The 16,642-nt window shown below is 67.9% G+C and carries 12 protein-coding genes and 1 tRNA gene; 5 read left to right on the top strand and 8 right to left on the bottom strand.

The window, feature by feature from the left end; all coding sequences use genetic code 11:
- Nucleotides 1-163 precede the first annotated feature (163 nt).
- Both POL67_RS46030 and POL67_RS46025 read right to left on the bottom strand, forming a co-directional pair.
- A tRNA-Leu gene (locus POL67_RS46030) sits at nucleotides 164-248 on the bottom strand.
- Between the two features lie 102 nt (nucleotides 249-350).
- Nucleotides 351-1,748, bottom strand: coding sequence for a hypothetical protein (locus POL67_RS46025; protein WP_271927884.1), 1,398 nt, complete (start codon nucleotides 1,746-1,748; stop codon nucleotides 351-353).
- A gap of 456 nt (nucleotides 1,749-2,204) precedes the next feature.
- On the opposite strand from POL67_RS46025, the gene POL67_RS46020 reads away from it, so the two are divergent.
- Nucleotides 2,205-2,654 (top strand): response regulator, encoded by a 450-nt coding sequence (locus tag POL67_RS46020; protein ID WP_136928944.1) that lies wholly within the window; start codon nucleotides 2,205-2,207, stop codon nucleotides 2,652-2,654.
- On the opposite strand, the gene POL67_RS46015 is transcribed toward POL67_RS46020, so the two are convergent.
- Nucleotides 2,608-3,333: a Crp/Fnr family transcriptional regulator gene (locus tag POL67_RS46015; RefSeq protein WP_271927880.1), complete on the bottom strand. Its 726-nt coding sequence runs from the start codon at nucleotides 3,331-3,333 to the stop codon at nucleotides 2,608-2,610. The genes POL67_RS46020 and POL67_RS46015 overlap by 47 nt on opposite strands.
- A 350-nt stretch (nucleotides 3,334-3,683) precedes the next feature.
- Here POL67_RS46015 and rpoN point away from each other — a divergent pair, with 350 nt between their 5' ends.
- Both rpoN and POL67_RS46005 read left to right on the top strand, forming a co-directional pair.
- Entirely contained in the window at nucleotides 3,684-5,216 is a 1,533-nt protein-coding gene (rpoN, locus tag POL67_RS46010) for an RNA polymerase factor sigma-54 (RefSeq protein ID WP_271927877.1), read from the top strand.
- A 14-nt stretch (nucleotides 5,217-5,230) separates the two neighbouring features.
- Nucleotides 5,231-6,175, top strand: coding sequence for a hypothetical protein (locus POL67_RS46005; RefSeq protein WP_271927875.1), 945 nt, complete (start codon nucleotides 5,231-5,233; stop codon nucleotides 6,173-6,175).
- Nucleotides 6,176-6,218: 43 nt separating this feature from the next.
- On the opposite strand, the gene POL67_RS46000 is transcribed toward POL67_RS46005, so the two are convergent.
- Entirely contained in the window at nucleotides 6,219-9,020 is a 2,802-nt protein-coding gene (locus POL67_RS46000) for a valine--tRNA ligase (RefSeq protein WP_271927873.1), read from the bottom strand.
- Nucleotides 9,021-9,201: 181 nt separating this feature from the next.
- A complete protein-coding gene (locus tag POL67_RS45995; protein ID WP_271927870.1) occupies nucleotides 9,202-9,990 on the bottom strand; it encodes a response regulator in 789 nt (262 codons plus the stop codon).
- A 271-nt stretch (nucleotides 9,991-10,261) separates the two neighbouring features.
- Here POL67_RS45995 and POL67_RS45990 point away from each other — a divergent pair, with 271 nt between their 5' ends.
- Entirely contained in the window at nucleotides 10,262-11,305 is a 1,044-nt protein-coding gene (locus tag POL67_RS45990; protein WP_271927868.1) for an RluA family pseudouridine synthase, read from the top strand.
- On the opposite strand, the gene hrcA is transcribed toward POL67_RS45990, so the two are convergent.
- The gene (gene hrcA, locus POL67_RS45985) at nucleotides 11,297-12,346 is read right to left on the bottom strand and encodes a heat-inducible transcriptional repressor HrcA (protein WP_271927866.1); all 1,050 of its coding nucleotides are present in this window, start codon (nucleotides 12,344-12,346) and stop codon (nucleotides 11,297-11,299) included. The two genes, POL67_RS45990 and hrcA, sit on opposite strands and share 9 nt — an antisense overlap.
- Before the next feature lie 303 nt (nucleotides 12,347-12,649).
- Between hrcA and POL67_RS45980 the strand changes: the two genes are divergently transcribed.
- On the top strand, nucleotides 12,650-13,714 hold the full coding sequence (locus POL67_RS45980; RefSeq protein WP_271927864.1) for a hypothetical protein: 1,065 nt from the start codon (nucleotides 12,650-12,652) through the stop codon (nucleotides 13,712-13,714).
- A 57-nt stretch (nucleotides 13,715-13,771) separates the two neighbouring features.
- Here the strand turns inward: POL67_RS45980 and POL67_RS45975 are convergent, their stop codons facing one another.
- Nucleotides 13,772-14,233, bottom strand: coding sequence for a transcriptional repressor (locus tag POL67_RS45975; RefSeq protein ID WP_308789582.1), 462 nt, complete (start codon nucleotides 14,231-14,233; stop codon nucleotides 13,772-13,774).
- Between the two features lie 59 nt (nucleotides 14,234-14,292).
- A complete protein-coding gene (locus tag POL67_RS45970) occupies nucleotides 14,293-16,641 on the bottom strand; it encodes an HAD-IC family P-type ATPase (RefSeq protein WP_271927862.1) in 2,349 nt (782 codons plus the stop codon).
- Between the last annotated feature and the right edge of the window lies 1 nt (nucleotide 16,642).

The following is a 16,642-nucleotide window of genomic DNA, read 5'->3' as shown; positions in this document are numbered from 1 at the left end:
ACACGCCCCCCCAAGATGGGGCCTGAACACGTACCGGTTCGAGGCGCTTCCCGCAACGGAGCGAAGCGGAGGGGAGCGTGCGAAGGGGTGGGGGGCCGCGGAAGGCCCGGCGATTTTCCGTATCGCGAAAAATCGCTTCAGGGTCGACCGGAGCCCCCCTGGGTGGTGCACGAGGAGGGAGTCGAACCCTCAATCCTTGCGGCGCCGGAACCTAAACCCGGTGCGTATGCCAGTTCCGCCACTCGTGCGCGGGGACCGGCACTCTAGCAGCATGTGGCCGAACTGCGCATTCTTCCGGCGAACGGCGGGATTTTCAGGTTCAGGGCGCCACGCAGAGGCGTGGAAAGGCGTCAGCGGGCGATGAACACGCCGCGCAGGTCTTCGGTCTGGGCGATCGGCGTGTCGTCTTTGATCGACGTCGCGCGGAACTGGTAGATCATGCCCGGGATCAGCGCTTCGCCGCCGTACGCGACGCTGACCGTCTTCGAGCCGCTCACGCTCGGCACCGCCAGGTCTTCCCATACCTTCACGCCGAACGCGTCGAACACGCGCACCTCGTACCTGTCCTCGCTCGAGTCGTCGGCCCAGACGAACGTCGGCGTGCCCGTCACCTCTTCGAGCCCGTCCTTGCCGGGCGACTCGGTGGCGAGCGAGCCCGTCACCTTGAAGCTTTCCGCGAGCGTGATGTTCTGGCCGGCGACCTCGATGTGGACGATCTGCGTCCCGCCGATGGACGTGTCCGGGTCCCGGACGAGCCCGTCGTTCTCGAAGGCCGCGAGCACGACGTACTTCCCGTCGGGCACGCCCTTGAACAGGAAGTCACCCGTCACGCCACCCGCGCGCAGCCCCTTCGGCACCTCGCCGCGGGCCACATCCTCGACGAACGTGTCCTCCAGCGCGAGCACCACGCTCGTCGTGCTGAAGCCGTTGCTGTTCACGATCGAGAGCTTCCCCGAGATTTCCGCCGTCGCCGCGCTCGTGATGTGCAGCTCGACGTTGCCCGTCTCCTTGCCCGCCTCGACGGCCACCGTCTTCGGGCTGATTTGCAGGCCTGCGGCATAGGCCCTCACGTCCACGCTCGTGCTCACCGGCACGTTGAACACGACGAAGTTCCCGTCGAAATCGACGATGCCCGTCGACCCGCCGGCGACCACCAGCGCCCCCGCGGGCACCAGGTCGACGCCTTCGTCCGCCACCACGTGGCCTGCGATCGACCCGAGCCCGGACGCGTTTTGCAGCGGCACGAGCGCGATGTCTGTCGATGCGTTTTGCACCACGGGCGGGCTGCCCGTGGCCGTGTCCACGTCGATCGGCAGCGCGATGCGCGGGGCCACCGGGAACGTCTGGTAGCTCGACGCGTCCGCGCGCAGGGTCAGCTTCGCGGGCAGGGGCTTGCCTTCCCCATTGCGTTTCGCCGGAACGTGCAGCGTGTACGTCCCGTCTGCGGCTGAAATGGCGACCGGCGAGACGGCCGCGTCGTTCGCGTCGCGGGCCACGATCCTCGCCCCCTGGACAGGTTTGTCGTCGAGGGCGTTCACGACCTTTCCTTTGAACGCCACGGGCGAAAAGCAGGCCGGCTCTCCTCCTTCGACCTCCTCGCATACGAGCCCGGTCCCGCAGCCGCTCTGCGCCTGGACAGAGCAGCTTTTGTTCTCGTTGTTCGACCGCTCATCGTCACCGCAGCCCACGAGCGCGGCCGTTGCAAGGGAAAGCGTGGCAATCGTCATTACGCGAAGCGAATGCATCATCGGGCCTCCAAGGAAACCTGGGCCGGAAGGACCGACCCGGCGGACCCGCGTACTGCACGATTCGATCCATGACGTCGAGGACGTGCAAGTGCTTGAAATCAGGTTGGATCTTGGAGTTTTGGAAGAACGTGCCGGGCGCCCTTGGTTGCTCCATCTGGTCGAACGCGTTTCCACGTCCAGACCGCTCGTTGATGGGAAGAAACCGCGCACGACTTCTGCGCTGCAATGTCCTCGGGCGACGATTCCCCGTGTTTGGTCACCGATTTGCGCGCAAGGAGCCTCACGCAAGCCCCCTTCAGGCACAGAGCGTAATCGTACGGAAAGGAACCAGGCAGCCGCAGGGGCGCTGTTTGAACCTGGGATCTTCGGGCGCGTCGACGAACGCTGGTAAGCTCAGAAACCAATTCGCCGACGCCGAACCGTGACGGCACGCGCGCTGCAAGGTGCCGCGGCGCCATGCTCAACGTACCGACGATCCTGCTCTTGGATGAAGAACAACTGATGCGTGAGGCCACCGCGCTCTTGCTCACGAATCGCGGCGCGAAGGTGACGAAGACGGCGACGCTCGACGAGGCGCTCGCGGAGCTCGGGCACCGGACGTACGACGTCGCGGTCATCGATCTCTCGAACTCTTCGCCGAAGTGTGTGGAGATCCTGCAGCGGATGCGCTCGCACGGAAACGTGCCGCACCGGGTGATCGTCACGACGAGCCAGCCCTTGCCCCGGCACGAGTCCGCCGACCTCACGGACGTGATCGTCAAGCCCTATCCGTTCGAGCGGCTCCTCGACGCGGTCTTCGGCGCGCGTTCGTCGCGGCGGGCCGCTCCGCGCTCGGGCATCTTCCCGCTCGTGCGTCGCATCACTGCGTCTCGCCGTACCGCACAAGCGCGTCGCGGTCGAGTATGACGATCCGGCGCCTGTCGAGCTCGATGAGCTTGGCACGGCGCAACTTGCCGAGCTCGAGCGTGACCGTCTCACGCGTCGAGCCGATGAGGCTCGCGAGATCGGCGTGGGTGAAAGGCGCAGAGAGGGCGATGCCGCGGAGGTGGGGTTCGCCCCAGCGGTCGAGCCCGTCGAGGAGGAGCTCGACGAGCCGCGCGCGGACGCTCCGCAAGAGGAGAGACGCGAGCCGGTCTTCCGCGGCGCGTTGCCCTTCGAGCAGCGCCCGCGCCACGGCGGCTTGCAAGACGGTGTCCGTGGTCGTGAGCCGGCGCACGAGAGTTGCCGGGATCACGAAGGCCTCGGCCTCGTCGGCGACGATGGCGTGCTCCGGAGCGACGTTGCCCGTGAGCGCGGCCTCTCCGACGAGGTCGCCTGGGCCCCGATGACCGACCGGGAAGACGTGCCCGCTGCCGGCGCGCTCGAGCTTCACGCGGCCCTTGCCGAGGAGGAACAGGGCTTGGGCGGGCTCGCCTTGCTGGGCGAGGCGTTGGCGGCGGGCGAGGCGCTCGACCTTCCCCACGTCGAGCAAGGCACGGCGTGTGGGCTCGGGGAGGCCGCGGAGGCCGGAGCGCTCGAGGATTTCGAGGGCGCGGGCGTTCGGTCTGGTTGTCGTGGTTTGTGTCTCGCCTTCCTGCAAACCCATGGCACCCCCCTGTCCGACAGCTCGTCGCGTGAGCTGGGCTGCTCGTACAACATCATGGGCCGGGCCTCACGTCCATCCCTGACTGAGGGACTCATCAGGATTTTCCCGAGTCGTGAGGGAGCTTCTCCAGTGATTGTGTTTTAAAACACCGTGTGGCAAGGCTTGTCGCGGTCCTGAGGATGCGCAATTTTTGAACCAGGAGTTGTCGACGAGTTAAAGCAAGACTCGGGCCGAGACCGGTTTCGGTGCTAGGGTGGGATGCGGTACCGGGCACGTTGTCGGCCCGAACCTCGCCCGACGCCGGCGGCGGCGCGGGGACCCCAGGGTGTTCGACCAGGTAGGAGCTCTCGATGGGCATGGAGATGAAGCTCCAGTTCAAGCTGTCCCAGCAGCTGGTGATGACACCGCAGCTGGTGCAGGCGATCCGGCTGCTACAGCTGTCGCGCCTTGAACTGGTAGAGGAAATCCGCAAGGAGCTCGACGGCAACCCGTTGCTCGCCGACGACTCGGGCGAATCGGTGTCCGCGAAGTCGCGGGACACCTCGGGTGCGACGAACCGGGAGGGGCAGGACGTCGACGGTCGGTCGAACCTGAGCCTCGAGCGGTCGGGTTCGGAGCACTCCGACACCGATCTCGCGATGCGAGACACCGAAAAACGGGTGAAGGAGGTCGACTGGGAGCAGTTCCTCGAGAACCGCCAGCTCCAGCAGGCGATGCCCTCGCAGCGCGGGGGGTTCGAGGAGCTGCCGCCGATCGAGCAGAACCTGACCCGGAACCTGAGCCTGCAAGAGCACCTGCTCTGGCAGCTCCAGATGAGCGACTTCGTCGAGAATGAGTGTCGTTTCGCCGAGCTCATCATCGGCAACCTCGACGAGCGCGGCTACCTCGACATGTCGGGCGGGGAGAACCCGGACGGGACGAAGCGGCCCGACCTGACGCTCGACGACCTCGCCAACGAGGCGGACCTCAACCCGGAAGACGCGCCGGAGGTGCTCGCCATGCTCCAGCGCTTCGACCCGGTGGGCGTCGCGGCGCGGGACCTCTCGGAGTGTCTACGCATCCAGGCGGAGGTGCTCGGCTACGACGCGGTCGAGATGGCCATCATCAAGGACCACCTCCACAACGTCGAGCGGCGCAACTTCCCAGCGATCGCCAAGGCGCTGAAAATTCCGCTCGAAGAGGTCTACGAGGCGGTCCAGGAGATCCAGAAGCTCGAGAGCGTCCCGGCGCGGAACTTCGCCGAGGTGGACGACAAGTCGATCGCCATCACGCCCGACGTCTACGTCATCAAGGACGGCGACCTGTGGGTCGTGACGGACAACGACAAGGGTCTGCAGCGGCTCTTCATCAACGAGGGCCTCGCGCAGCGGATGCTGAAGGACCCGAAGGCGAAGGAGTTCATCAGCGAGAAGCTCCGCTCCGCGCAGTGGCTGATCCGGGCCATCGAGCAGCGGCGGCGGACGATCATCCGGGTGACCGAGTGCATCGTCGAGAAGCAAAAAGACTTCCTCGAACGAGGCGTGGCCTACCTGAAGCCGATGATCCTGCGCGACGTGGCCGAGAGCGTGGGCATGCACGAATCGACGATTTCGCGCGTGACCTCGAACAAGTACGTGCACACGCCGCAGGGGCTCTTCGAGCTGAAGTACTTCTTCAACTCGTCGATCCACCGCGTCGCGGACGAGGACATCGCCTCGGAGAGCGTGAAGCAGGCGATCAAGAAGATCATCGCGGCGGAGGACAAGTCGAACCCGCTGAGTGATCAGGCGATCGTGAAGATCCTCGAGGATCAGGACGGCATCCGCATCGCGCGGAGAACCGTCGCGAAGTACCGGGAGATGCTCGGAATTCTGTCGTCCTCGAAGCGCAAGAAGATGTTCTGAGCACGCCCTCCTCCATGAGCGTCGAAAAACGCACCGCCGAACTCCTCTTCGCGAGGTTTTTCCAGTCGTACTACCCGAAGGACGTCCGGTTCGACCTGGTGAAGGCCCGAACCGAGGACGCAAACCCTGCCGGGAACCCGACGATCCTCGGGCAAATCGAGGCGATCGCCGAGACGTTCGCGCACCTCGCGCCGAAGGTCCTCGGCGCGCCGGACCTCGTGCTCGACTATTCGGACGCGTCGGTGCATCGGCTCGGCGCGAAGCTTTCGCGCGAGAAGCGGGATGCCTGGCTCGAACCCCAGGGGAAAGGAGAGCCTCCGTTTGTCGTGCAGTTCGTGACGCACGGCGCGCTCTACGTGGGCGCGTGCGTCGTGAAGAACCACGGAGGCGTGTGGCAGGTGCGGCGGCCGCTGTGGGAGTCGCTCGTGCGGCTCACGTCACGCGCGGGGACGGGGGATCTGTCGATCTTCGGGTGGTGGCTGAAGGCGCTCTCCGACGACGAGATCGATCACCCGCGGCTCGCCGATCGGTACCGAACACACGTGGAGGTGCCGACGTTCGACGCGGATGCGCTGCCCGTGATCGCTCCTCCGGACCGGCGAATGCCAAGGCTCGCGAAGGTGCGGTACGACCTGCTTTACAAGCACCTGCGCGCGCACCTGCCGGAGCTTCGTGATGTGGGCGAGGACTTCCCGTCAGCGGAGCGCTTCACGGAGCTCGGCTTCAAGTGGCTGGATTTCGTGTGGCTCGGCGGCGGGCGGATGCTGCTCCTGCACGGGCCGACCCCCGAGGGCGTGCACCTGTTCTGGCTCGACGCAAAGGGGTTCGTGAAGAGCGCGTTCTACCCGGCAGACGCGTTCCCGGCGCACGTGGTGGAGACGGACGGGGACAAACTACGGGTGATCGTGAGCATCCAGGGGCAGATGCAGGTGCACGAGATGCTTTGGTGGGGGGCGTGAACGCGAGGGCCCTCTTCCGTGTGGAAGCGGGCCCTTCGTCGTTTCAACCGAGCTCGGCTGCGAGGCTCTTCGCCTCCTCCAGCGCCACGCGCTTCTTCTTCAGCTCGTCGAGCTGACTCCGCGACTCGGCCACGACCTCGGGCGGCGCCTTCTCCGCGAAGCTCGGAAGCGAGAGCTTCTTCTCCAGCGCGGCGATGTCCTTCTCCGTCTTCTTGATCTCGCGCTCGATCCGCGCCGCTTCCTTCGCGCCCTCGACGAGGCCGCGCAGGTCGACGAGCACGTCGACACCCGCCGCCACGCTCATCACCGCGCCCTTCGGACGCGCCGCGCCGCGTGCCTCGATCCCCGGCTCCGCTGCGGTCTTCACGAGCGTCTTGATCGCGCGCGCCTCGGCCCGCAGCAGCGACAACGTGGCTTCACCTTCCGTGCGGAGCAAGAGCGGCACCTCGGCGCCCGGGTGCACCTCGTGCTCGCTGCGGATCGTTCGCGCGGCGGAGATCACGGACATCACAATGCCCATCTCGCGCTCGGCGTCCTCATCCCGCGGGGCGGTGCCCGACTCCGGATACGCGGCGAGCGCGATCGACTTCGGCGCGCCCCCCGGCCGCGGGAGACGCTGCCACAGCTCCTCCGTGATGTACGGGATGAACGGGTGCAGCGCGCGGATCGACGCCTCGATCACGTACGCGAGGACGTCCTTCGTCTCGTTCTGCTCCGGCCCCGGCACAGCGCCCGCGCTCGGGTTCAGCACGGGCTTCGTGAGCTCCAGGTACCAGTCGCAGAGCTCGCCCCAGAAGAAGTGGTAGAGCGCGAGCGCAGCGTCATCCAAGCGGAACTCGTCGAGCCCGCGCTTCGTGGTCTCGAGCGCGGCGCCGAGCCGCGAGAGGATCCAGCGGTTCGTCAGCGTCGTGGCCTTCGGCGGCTCGCGTCCGACGCGCGCGCCTTCGAGGTACGGCAGCGAGTACCGAACCGCGTTCCAGATCTTGTTGCAGAAGTGCCGGTTGCCCTCGATCTTCTTCGGCGAGAGCGGGATGCGCCGCGCTTGCGGAGAGTACGTGCTCAGCGTGAAGCGCAGCGCGTCGGCGCCGTACGCGGAGAAGCCCGCGCCCATCTGCGAGGCCGAGGGGTAGGCCTTCTTGAACTTCTTCAGCGACTCCTCGCGCGGCGCGCCGGGCAGCGTCTTCTCCACGACCGCGTCGAACGCCGCGCCGTGCACGAGGTCGAGCGGATCGATCACGTTGCCCTTCACTTTGCTCATCTTGTCGCCGGTCTCGTCGACGACCATCCCGTGCAAGAGGATGCGCTTGAACGGCGGCACGCCCATGAAGTGGATGCCCATCATCATCATGCGCGCGACCCAGAAGAACAGGATGTCGTAGCCAGTCTCGAGGTCACTCGCCGGGTAGAACTTGCGGAGCATGTCCGTGTCGTTCGGCCAGCCGAGCGTGGAGAACGGCCAGAGCCCGCTCGAGAACCACGTGTCGAGCACGTCCTCGTCCTGGCGCAGTTTGTCGCCGCCGCACTTCTCACACGCAGCGGGATCCTCGCGCGTGACCATCATGTGGCCACAAGCGTCGCAGTAGAACGCCGGGATCCGATGGCCCCACCAGAGCTGGCGCGAGATGCACCAGTCGAGGATGTTCGTCATCCAGTGCTCGTAGGTCTTCGTCCAGTCCTCGGGGATGATCTTCGTGTGGCCGTGACGAACCGCGGCGAGCGCCGGGCCCGCGAGCGGCTTCATCTTCACGAACCACTGCGTCGAGATCATCGGCTCGACGATCGAGCCGTTGCGCTCGCTGCGCGGCAGGACGAGCGTGTGGTTCTTCGAGCCACGCACGAGGCCCTTCTCGTCGAGCGCCTTCTTGACGGCCTTGCGCGCGGCGAAGCGCTCCATGCCCGCGAACGGCCCCGCCTCGGCGTTGAGCGTGCCGTCCTTGTTCATGATGGAGATCATCTCCAGCTTGTGGCGCTTGCCCGTCTCGTGATCGTTGAAGTCGTGCGCGGGCGTGACCTTCACGGCGCCCGTGCCGAACTTGGGATCGACGAGGATCGCGTCCGTGATGATCGGGACCTTCCGGTCGAGGAACGGGTGCTGCAAGAACTTGCCGTGCAGGTGCTTGTACCGAGGATCGTCGGGGTGCACCGCGACCGCGGTGTCGCCGAGCATCGTCTCGGGGCGCGTCGTCGCGACGACGAGCTCGCCTTCACCGCCGGCGATCGGATACGCGAACTCGAAGAGCTCGCCGTTCGACTCCTCGTTCTCGACCTCGAGGTTCGAGAGCACGGTCTGCGCTTCGCAGTCCCAGTGCACGAGGCGTGTGTCGCGGTAGATGAGCTCCTGCTCGAAGAGACGGACGAACGCCTCGCGCACGGCGCGCGACATGTCGGCATCCATCGTGAACTTGCTGCGCGGCCAGTCGGCGCTCGCGCCGAGCTCGCGCTGCTGGAGCGCGATGCGGCCGCCGCTTTCGGCCTTCCACTGCCAGACGCGTTCGATGAACGCCTCGCGGCCGAGGTCGTGGCGGCTCTTGCTCTCGCGGCGGAGCTGACGCTCGACGACGGTCTGCGTGGCGATGCCCGCGTGATCGATGCCGGGCTGCCAGAGCGTGTTGAACCCGCGCATGCGATGCCAGCGGGTGAGGACGTCCTCGAGCGTGACGAAGAGCGCGTGCCCCATGTGCAGCGACCCCGTGACGTTCGGGGGCGGCATGGGCAGGACGTACACGGGTCGCGTATCCGCCGGATCGGGGTTGGCGGCGAAGACGTTGTGCTCGACCCAGTAGGCGTACCAGCGGGGTTCGACGTCCTTCGGCTCGTAAGCTTTTGCGAGTTCGGCAGTGCTCATCGGGGGCAGGCACATTGCCACACCGCGGCAACATGCACGAGGCCCCGACGATCAGACGCGTCGCAGGACAACGTCAGAGACAGCGGCTGAGGATGCCGCCTAGCCGCCTAGAAGAACCCGGGGGGTTTGGGGGGTTCTCGGACCCCCCATCGTGACAAAACGAGGACCCCCCACCTCCCCATCACTTCGTCAAGCGCGCGATCTCTTCCTTGATGAGCGTCTCGGCGAGGACGGGGACGACCTCCCACACGACACGCTCGATGACCTCGCGCGAGAGCGCGAGCACGCCTTCGATCTGCGTGGGCGTCAGGCCCATCTCTTCGAGGCGCGCGCTCAGCTGACCACCGTTCACGGCGGCGGCGACGGCGGGTTTGGCCGAGACGTCCGTCTTCGCAAGCGCGGGCTCGGGCTTCGCGGCGGCGGCGGGCGCGCCCGGGAGGCCGGCGTTCACGCCGCCCGGGTTGTAGAGCATCGTCTTCGCGCGCTGGGGCGGCGCGGCCGCAGCGGCGGTGGGCACGGTCGCAGCGGGTTTGGCGGCGGCCGCGGGGACCGGGGTCGGCGCGGCGACCGGCGCGGCGGCGGCCTTCGGGGCTTCGGCCGGCTTCGCGGGCGAAGCCAGCATCTTCTTGACCTTGTCGATCATCGCCGTGCTGTCGTACGGCTTGTCGATGTGGTCGTCGGCCTGGGCCGCGGAGCCCTTGGCCTGATCGTAGGGGTTTTGCTTGGACGACAGGATGAGAACCTGGGTCGCGGGCGAAGCCTGCTTGATCGCCTTGCAGAGGTCGTAACCGCTCTTGCCCTCGAGCGTGACGTCCGCGATCACGAGGGAAGGTTTCTCGGTTTTGAGCTTCTCCAGGGCCGCGTCGTGCCCATTGACCGCGACGCAGCGAAACTCGGGACCCGCAAACGTGATCTCGAGGACCTTGCGCATGGTCACGCTGTCGTCGACGGCGAGGATGGTGCTGGCCACGGAACGGTCTCCTCTGGGGTAAAGCGCCGCTAGGGCTGTCTTTCGCGCTATCTTCGGTCTCGCGCGCGCAGCGTGTCAACAAGCCGGATGATTTTCCCGCCGCGGGCGCTCATGCGGCGTTCGATGTCGAGCGCCCACGATCGAGCGTTGCTCTGAAGAGCGGGCCGAGCATAGCGCAGTCGAGGCCCGCGAGGAAAAATCGAGCGGCATATTCATGCGCGGTACGTCATCGTGCGCGCACGGTTGGTCCGCCTCCCCGCTGATTTCCTGCATGTCCCCGCGTCTTCCGCCTCGTACACGCCCCCGCGCCGCCCCGCGTGGTTCCCCTCGCACGCCGCCCCCCGCCGGTCAGCCCGCGAGCGCGCTCGGTTCGCCCGACGCGACCTGGGTCGTCCCGCCCGACCTCGGCGGTCGCCCGCTCGACGGGGTCGTCCGGACGCTCGCCGGAGTCTCCTGGTCCGACGCCCGAAGGCTCATCGAGACCGGCAAGATCGCGATCGACGGGACACAGATCCTCGATTCGACCCGGAAAACGCGAGCCGGCGCGGAGATCACGCGGCACCCGCGCGCGCCTTCGCCGAAGGTCGCGCGCCTCGCGGAGATCGGCGAGGAGCTCGTGGTGCACATGGATCCGGCCGTCGTCGTGGTGCGAAAGCCCGCGGGGATCTCGACGATCCCGTTCGGCGATGAGTCACCCGCCGAGCGCGAGAAAACGCTCGACGCGCTCGTGCGCGATCTGCTCGCGCGCCGCGACAAGATCCGCGGACGCGCGCCGCTCGGCGTGGTGCACAGGCTCGACAAGGCGACGAGCGGGCTGCTCGTCTTCACGCGGACACTCGCGGCGAAGAAGCACCTCTCGCAGCAGTTCCGCGAGCACTCGGTGCGTCGTGTCTACTTGGCGATCGTGCACGGCGAGATCGGGAAGCGGACGTTCCGATCAAGGCTCATCGCGGATCGCGGTGACGGGCTGCGAGGCTCGCTCGAAGAAGGCGAGCGTCGCGGGGAAGGGCAGCTCGCCGTGACGCACGTCGAGCCGCTCGAACGGCTGCGGGGCGCGACGCTGATCGCGTGCCGGCTCGAAACGGGACGAACGCATCAGATCCGCATCCACCTCTCCGAGGCGGGACATCCGATCGTCGGGGAGAACGTGTACGTGCGTGGCTACGCGGGCACGCGCATCGACGCGCCGCGGCTCATGCTGCACGCGACGGAGCTCGGCTTCATCCACCCGCAGACGGGCGACGAGGTCTTTTTTGAAGAACCCGCGCCCGAAGATTTTCAGCGCGTGCTCGAGCGACTGCGCGCGTTAGGATGATCCGCGCCTTCCGCCGAGCGCCTCGCTCATCGCGGTGGCCGTCGCGTCCACGAGGGGCATGACCTTCGCGTAGTCCATGCGCGTCGGGCCGAGCACGCCGACCGTGCCGGCGACGCGGCCATGCTCGGTGTACGGCGCGACGACGAGGCTGAGGTCTCCTTCGCCGAGCTCGCCGGCCTCGCTGCCGACGAACACCGTCACCGCGCCCGCGGCGATCACCTTGTCGAGGAGCGTCAGCAGATCCTCCCGCTCGGTGAGTGTGCGCAGCAGCTTCTTGAGACGCGACGCGTCGGTGTACTCGGGCAGGTCGATGAGCTTGCCCTGGCCCTCGATGACGACATCGCCGCTGCGGCGGTTCACGTCGGCGGTGGCGCGGCTGCCGAGCTCGAAGGCGCGACGACGCAGGGCGTCGAGCGCGATGCGTTCGTCGGCGAGGCGGCGCGCGAAGAGGTCGCGCGCTTCGCCGAGCGAGCGGCCTTCGATGACGTCGGCGAGCAGGTTGTGGATGCGCGTGAGCTCCGGCTCGGCAGGGACCTCTTCGATCTGGATGAAGCGGTTCTCGACGCTGCCGTCGGAGAAGACGAGTACGGCGAGGAGCTGACCGGGGCGCGTGGGGATGAAGCGGAGCTGCGAGAGCGCGCGGAGCTCGGTGCGCGGCGAGGCGATGACCGCGGCCGTGCCGGAGAGCTCGGACAGGTACCGCCCGGCCTCGCGCATCGGGTCTGTCGCGACCGCATAGATCTCGGCGAAACGTTTGCCGAGCTTGGCCTGCTCCTCGGGGCTGTAGGCGCGCGCCTGGACGAGCGTGTCGATGAAGAGGCGCAGCGCGCGGTCCGTGGGGACGCGGCCCGCGGAGGTATGCGGCTGCTTCAGGTACCCGGCCTCTTCGAGATCGGCGAGCACATTGCGGACGGAGGCTGCCGAGAGATCGAGGCCATACTTACGCGCGAGCGTGCGACTTCCCACCGCGGCGCCTGTCGAGATGAACTCGGTGACGACGGCGAGCAGGATTTTGCGAGAGCGGTTCGTCAGGTCACTCATGATCGCATCCGTCCCTACGAGTCGCCCGGGGCCGTCGTTTTCCTCCCCTGTGCTAGCTTGCTTCGCTTTTTGTAGGCCCGTTGGATGGGGGCGTCAAATCCGACCGACGAATCCCGGGCAAATTCTCCAAGGGACTCCAAAGTGCCGGATTCGTGCCCTGTTCTTAGGGAGGGCGCCTTTCGGATCGTCCAAGAAGGGTCTTCTCTCGCCTTCATCCACCTTCAACGGAGCGCGCTCTGGATCCCGGCTTCCTGGTGCAGGTTCCAGGACACGCTCGCCCGCTCTGTCGCTATGGTAATCCGCGTGCTGCGATCCCGTCGCAAGTCGTCCGCCCGACCGGCGGGCGCGTTCTTGGTCCTGCTCGTGCTCGCGCTCTCCTTCGCCGTGGCCGGCTGCCCTTGCGCCGGCACCGTGGTGAACGCGAACCCGCAGCTCCGTTGGTGGCTCTTCTCGAACTTCGGCGCGAGTCGGATCTGCCCGGAGATGCTGAAGGTCGGCGTGCCCTTGAAGACCGACTCGGCCTCGCCGGCCATGGGCCGCTTCTTCCCGATGACGTGCAACTACACCGTCGATGACGCGCGTCAGACGGTGGCTGTCACGTTTGCAGGGACGGGCTACGGCTACATGCAGCCGGCGAAGCGCGTCGGCTTCTCCACGTCGGCGACGATCGAGCTTCGGCCGGACTTCGCCATCTCCGACGAAGACATCTACGTGTGGGGCCGGCTGAACCGCATCATCTCGGGGCCCGACTTCCGCGTCGGATACATCGAGAACACCGCGTTCAACGTGGCCTCGAACATTCCGCCGTTCGGCACGCTGACGAACTTCTTCGGCAACCAGGTGATCACCGGCGAGCTCACGCGCGGCTTCACCGTCGTGGCGAACGAGGACCGCGGCAACGAGTTCGCGCTCGGGATCCTCACGCCGCCGAACAAGCCGATCAAGCCGTTCAAGGTGCAAGACGACGAGCGCTTCACGTTCGCGAACGAGACCGTCGACGTCCACGGCAACGCGCGTGACTTCCTCGGCCCCTTCGAGGTCGGCTCGGGGCAAGCGCTCTACCTGACGATGAGCGTGCAAGGGCCGACGGTCGACGTGATGATCGTCAGCAAGATGGTCGGGGATCCGTGGCGCGAGGGCTACCAGACGGGGCAGCCGCTCGGGGTAGCGCCGGGGCCCGTGCTCGGCGGCGCGCCGCTCGCGCCAGGGCCGGCGCAGACGCGGAAGTTCAGCCTCGCGCCGGGGCTCTACTACGTCGTGCTCGACAACACGCAGTACGCAGGCCTCGTGGCGCCGCCAGTGCAGGTATTGAACCCGCTCTACGATCCGATCGCGCGCGTCAGTTACGTCGCGCAGGTCGGCGAGTAAAACCCCGCCGCGTTCACGTCGAGGGCCCCTCTCCCGCGCAGGAGAGGGGCTCGCGCCTCAAGACACCTTTTTCTGACAGTCGGCGCAGGTGCCGTACATCTCGTGCTTGTGCGAGGTGACCTGAAAGCCGTAGCTACGCGCGACCTCGTCCTGGAGCGCTTCGATGCGCGGCTCCTCGAACTCGACGATCGTGCCGCACGAGATGCAAATCAGGTGATCGTGGTGCGCCTTTGCGTCGTCGGCGAGCTCGTAGCGGCTGAGGCCATCGCCGAAGCGACGCTCGGAGGCCACGCCGCACTCGGCGAGGAGCTTGAGCGTGCGGTAGACGGTCGCGTAGCCGATGCCTTTGTCGTGCACGCGGACCTCGGTGAGCAGGTCCTCGATCGTCATGTGCGACGCACCCTCGAAGAACGTGTCGACGATGAGCCGCCGCTGCGCCGTCGAGCGCAGGCCCTTTTTGGCCATGTACGCCTGGAGTCGAGCCCGCAAGCGATCCACGGCGGCCCGGTCCAGGGTCACGGCTTCCTCCCTCACGCTCGCGACCATGGTGTCATTTATCCCGTCCAGGTTTCCGTGCGTCAAGGGTCGCTTGGGCCGTTTTCCCACGTGTGTCCTCGCGTCGGTCCAGACTCTCGCACGCGATCGAGCGCTCGCACGTGCAAAACCGCCATCGCCCCTCCGAGCAGCGAGGCAAGCGGCGCGTAGGCCGGCGGAAGCACGCCAAACGCCACCGCGATCGCCCCGACGAGCGCAGGCAGGACGGCAATCGCGAGGCCCACGCGTGCTTCGAGGCGCGCGCGGTGCGCGATGGCGAGCGCGAGCGCCGCGTCGCGTACGTCGTCCGAGGCCAGCGCAACGGAAAGATCGCCCGGCGACGAGCCGGCCGCGCCAAGCGCGACCGCGACGTCCGCCGCGCCAAGCGCCCCCTCGTCGACGCTCGGATGACCCAGGACCGCGACGGACATGCCCGCGTCGATGAGCCTTCGAACCTCGGCCCCACGTTCGGTCGGCAAGACCTCGGGGCGAATGTGATCGACGTCGAGCGAGTGGCCGATGGCCTCGCACGTCTCGCGCGCGTCACCCGACATGATCACGGGTTCGATCTGTGCGTCGAGCAGGTGCTGCACCGCAGCACGCGCGCCGGGGCGCAGGCCGTCCTGCAAGCCGAGGATGCCGACGAGGCGCGCGCCGACCGCGACGAGGACGACGGTGCGGCCGAGGGCTTCGAGCTCGGCGATGCGTTGCTCGGCCGCGGCGATGGAGATGCGGTTCGCGAGGAGGAGCGCGCGGCTGCCGACGCATAGGTCCTCGCCCGAGCTCGTGACGGCCGTGACGCCGAGGCCGGGGACATGATGCGCGTTGCGCACGCCGTCGGGGCGCACCGAGCGGGTCACGGCGGCGCGCACGATTGCTGTGGCGATCGGGTGCTCTTCGCCGCGCTCGGCGCCAGCCGCGAGCGAGAGGACGTCGAGCGGTTCGAGCTTGCCGCCTGGAGCTTCGAGCTCCGCGAGCTCGGGTTCACCGAGGAGGAGCGTGCCGCGCGCGCAGAAGACGGCGACGTTGACGCGCGCCGCGCGGTCCCACGCGCCCTCGCTCTTGTAGGCGATGCCGCGGCGCTGCGCGTGCAAGATGCCGCGCGCGACGTGCACGCCGGCGACGCCCGCGATGAGCGTGGTCGCGAGCGCGGCGTGGGACGCGACCGCGGTCATCGCGATCTCGACGTAGGTACGGCCGCCGGCGATGAAGGCCGAGAGCGCGCCGGTCACGAGCGCGGCGAGCGACCAGCGCTCGGCGAGGGCCCGTGAGGCGCGCGCGATGGGCGCGAGGGCGTCGGCGCGGCGGCGTGGATCGATGAGGACACGCGCGAACGCGCGGTCGTTGCCGGCGAAGGTGCAGGTGCCGCGGAGCCGGCCGCGCACGACCTTCGCGCCCGCGACGACAGGCTCGCCCGCGCGTCTGCGCATGGGCGTGGTCGCGCCGAGCCAAGGCAGGACGAAGACCTCGCCCGAGCCGACGACGAGATCGACGGGGACGACCTCGCCCGGCTCGACGAGGACCTGCTCCCCGGGGCAGAGGTCGAAGACTTTGTTCTTCGCGATCTCGCCGGGAGAGCCGTCGTCGGGCGCGCGCCTGCCAGGGACGGCGAGCGATTGCGCGACGAAGGCGCGTTCGGCGAGGGAGGCGTGCCGCGCGCCTTCGAGCAACCACGCGCCGACGGCCGTCGCCGTGACGATGATGCCCGCAAGTGAAGCTGCCTCGGCGCCGAGCGAAGGAGCGGCGCGGAGCGCAGCGCCGATGGCAAGGACGAGCGAGAGGATCGAGGGCGCGAGGATCGGCGCAGGGTGCGGATCGGAGGGCTCGCGCGGGGTCGTGGCGGCGCGTCCGACGAGCATGCCGGCGCCGACGGACGCGAGCACGATGCGGGCGCCGATGACGAGGGTCGCGTCGCCGGCGAGGCCGAGCGCGACGGCGAGCGTGCCGGCGATCGTGGCGATGACGAGCAGGAGCGCGCCGATGTCACGCGGCTCGGGCACGTCGATGCGGGACGGCTCCTCGGTGAGGATGGTGTGCGCGATGGGCTCGACGAGGGTTCGATCGTCGAAGGGAGCGGGCGGCTCGGGGAGCGCGGCGTCGCTCGAAGCGGGCGCGTGGAAGGGGATGATGGGCGCGTCGTGGTTGCCGCGCGAGGGCTCGGGCTCGGCGCCGGATCGGCGGGGCGCGAAGAGGGAGAGCGGGACCCGCGCGGGGCGCGTGTTTTCGGCTTCGCCGGGGGGCTCGCCGAGGAAACACGCGCGGCAGGCGTGACGATCGCAGAAGAAGTGGAACTTGCTGTCGAAGATCCCGACGTGGCCGGCGCGCAGCGGATCAAGCAGCTTGCCGCACCCCGAGCACGGCACAGGATCGGCGACGGGTCCGAGTGCTCGCAAC

This window comes from Polyangium mundeleinium, assembly GCF_028369105.1.
Taxonomy (GTDB): Bacteria; Myxococcota_A; Polyangia; order Polyangiales; family Polyangiaceae; genus Polyangium; species Polyangium mundeleinium.
The sequence above is the reverse complement of the archived record's forward strand: the minus strand, read 5'-3'. Positions and strand labels throughout refer to the sequence as shown.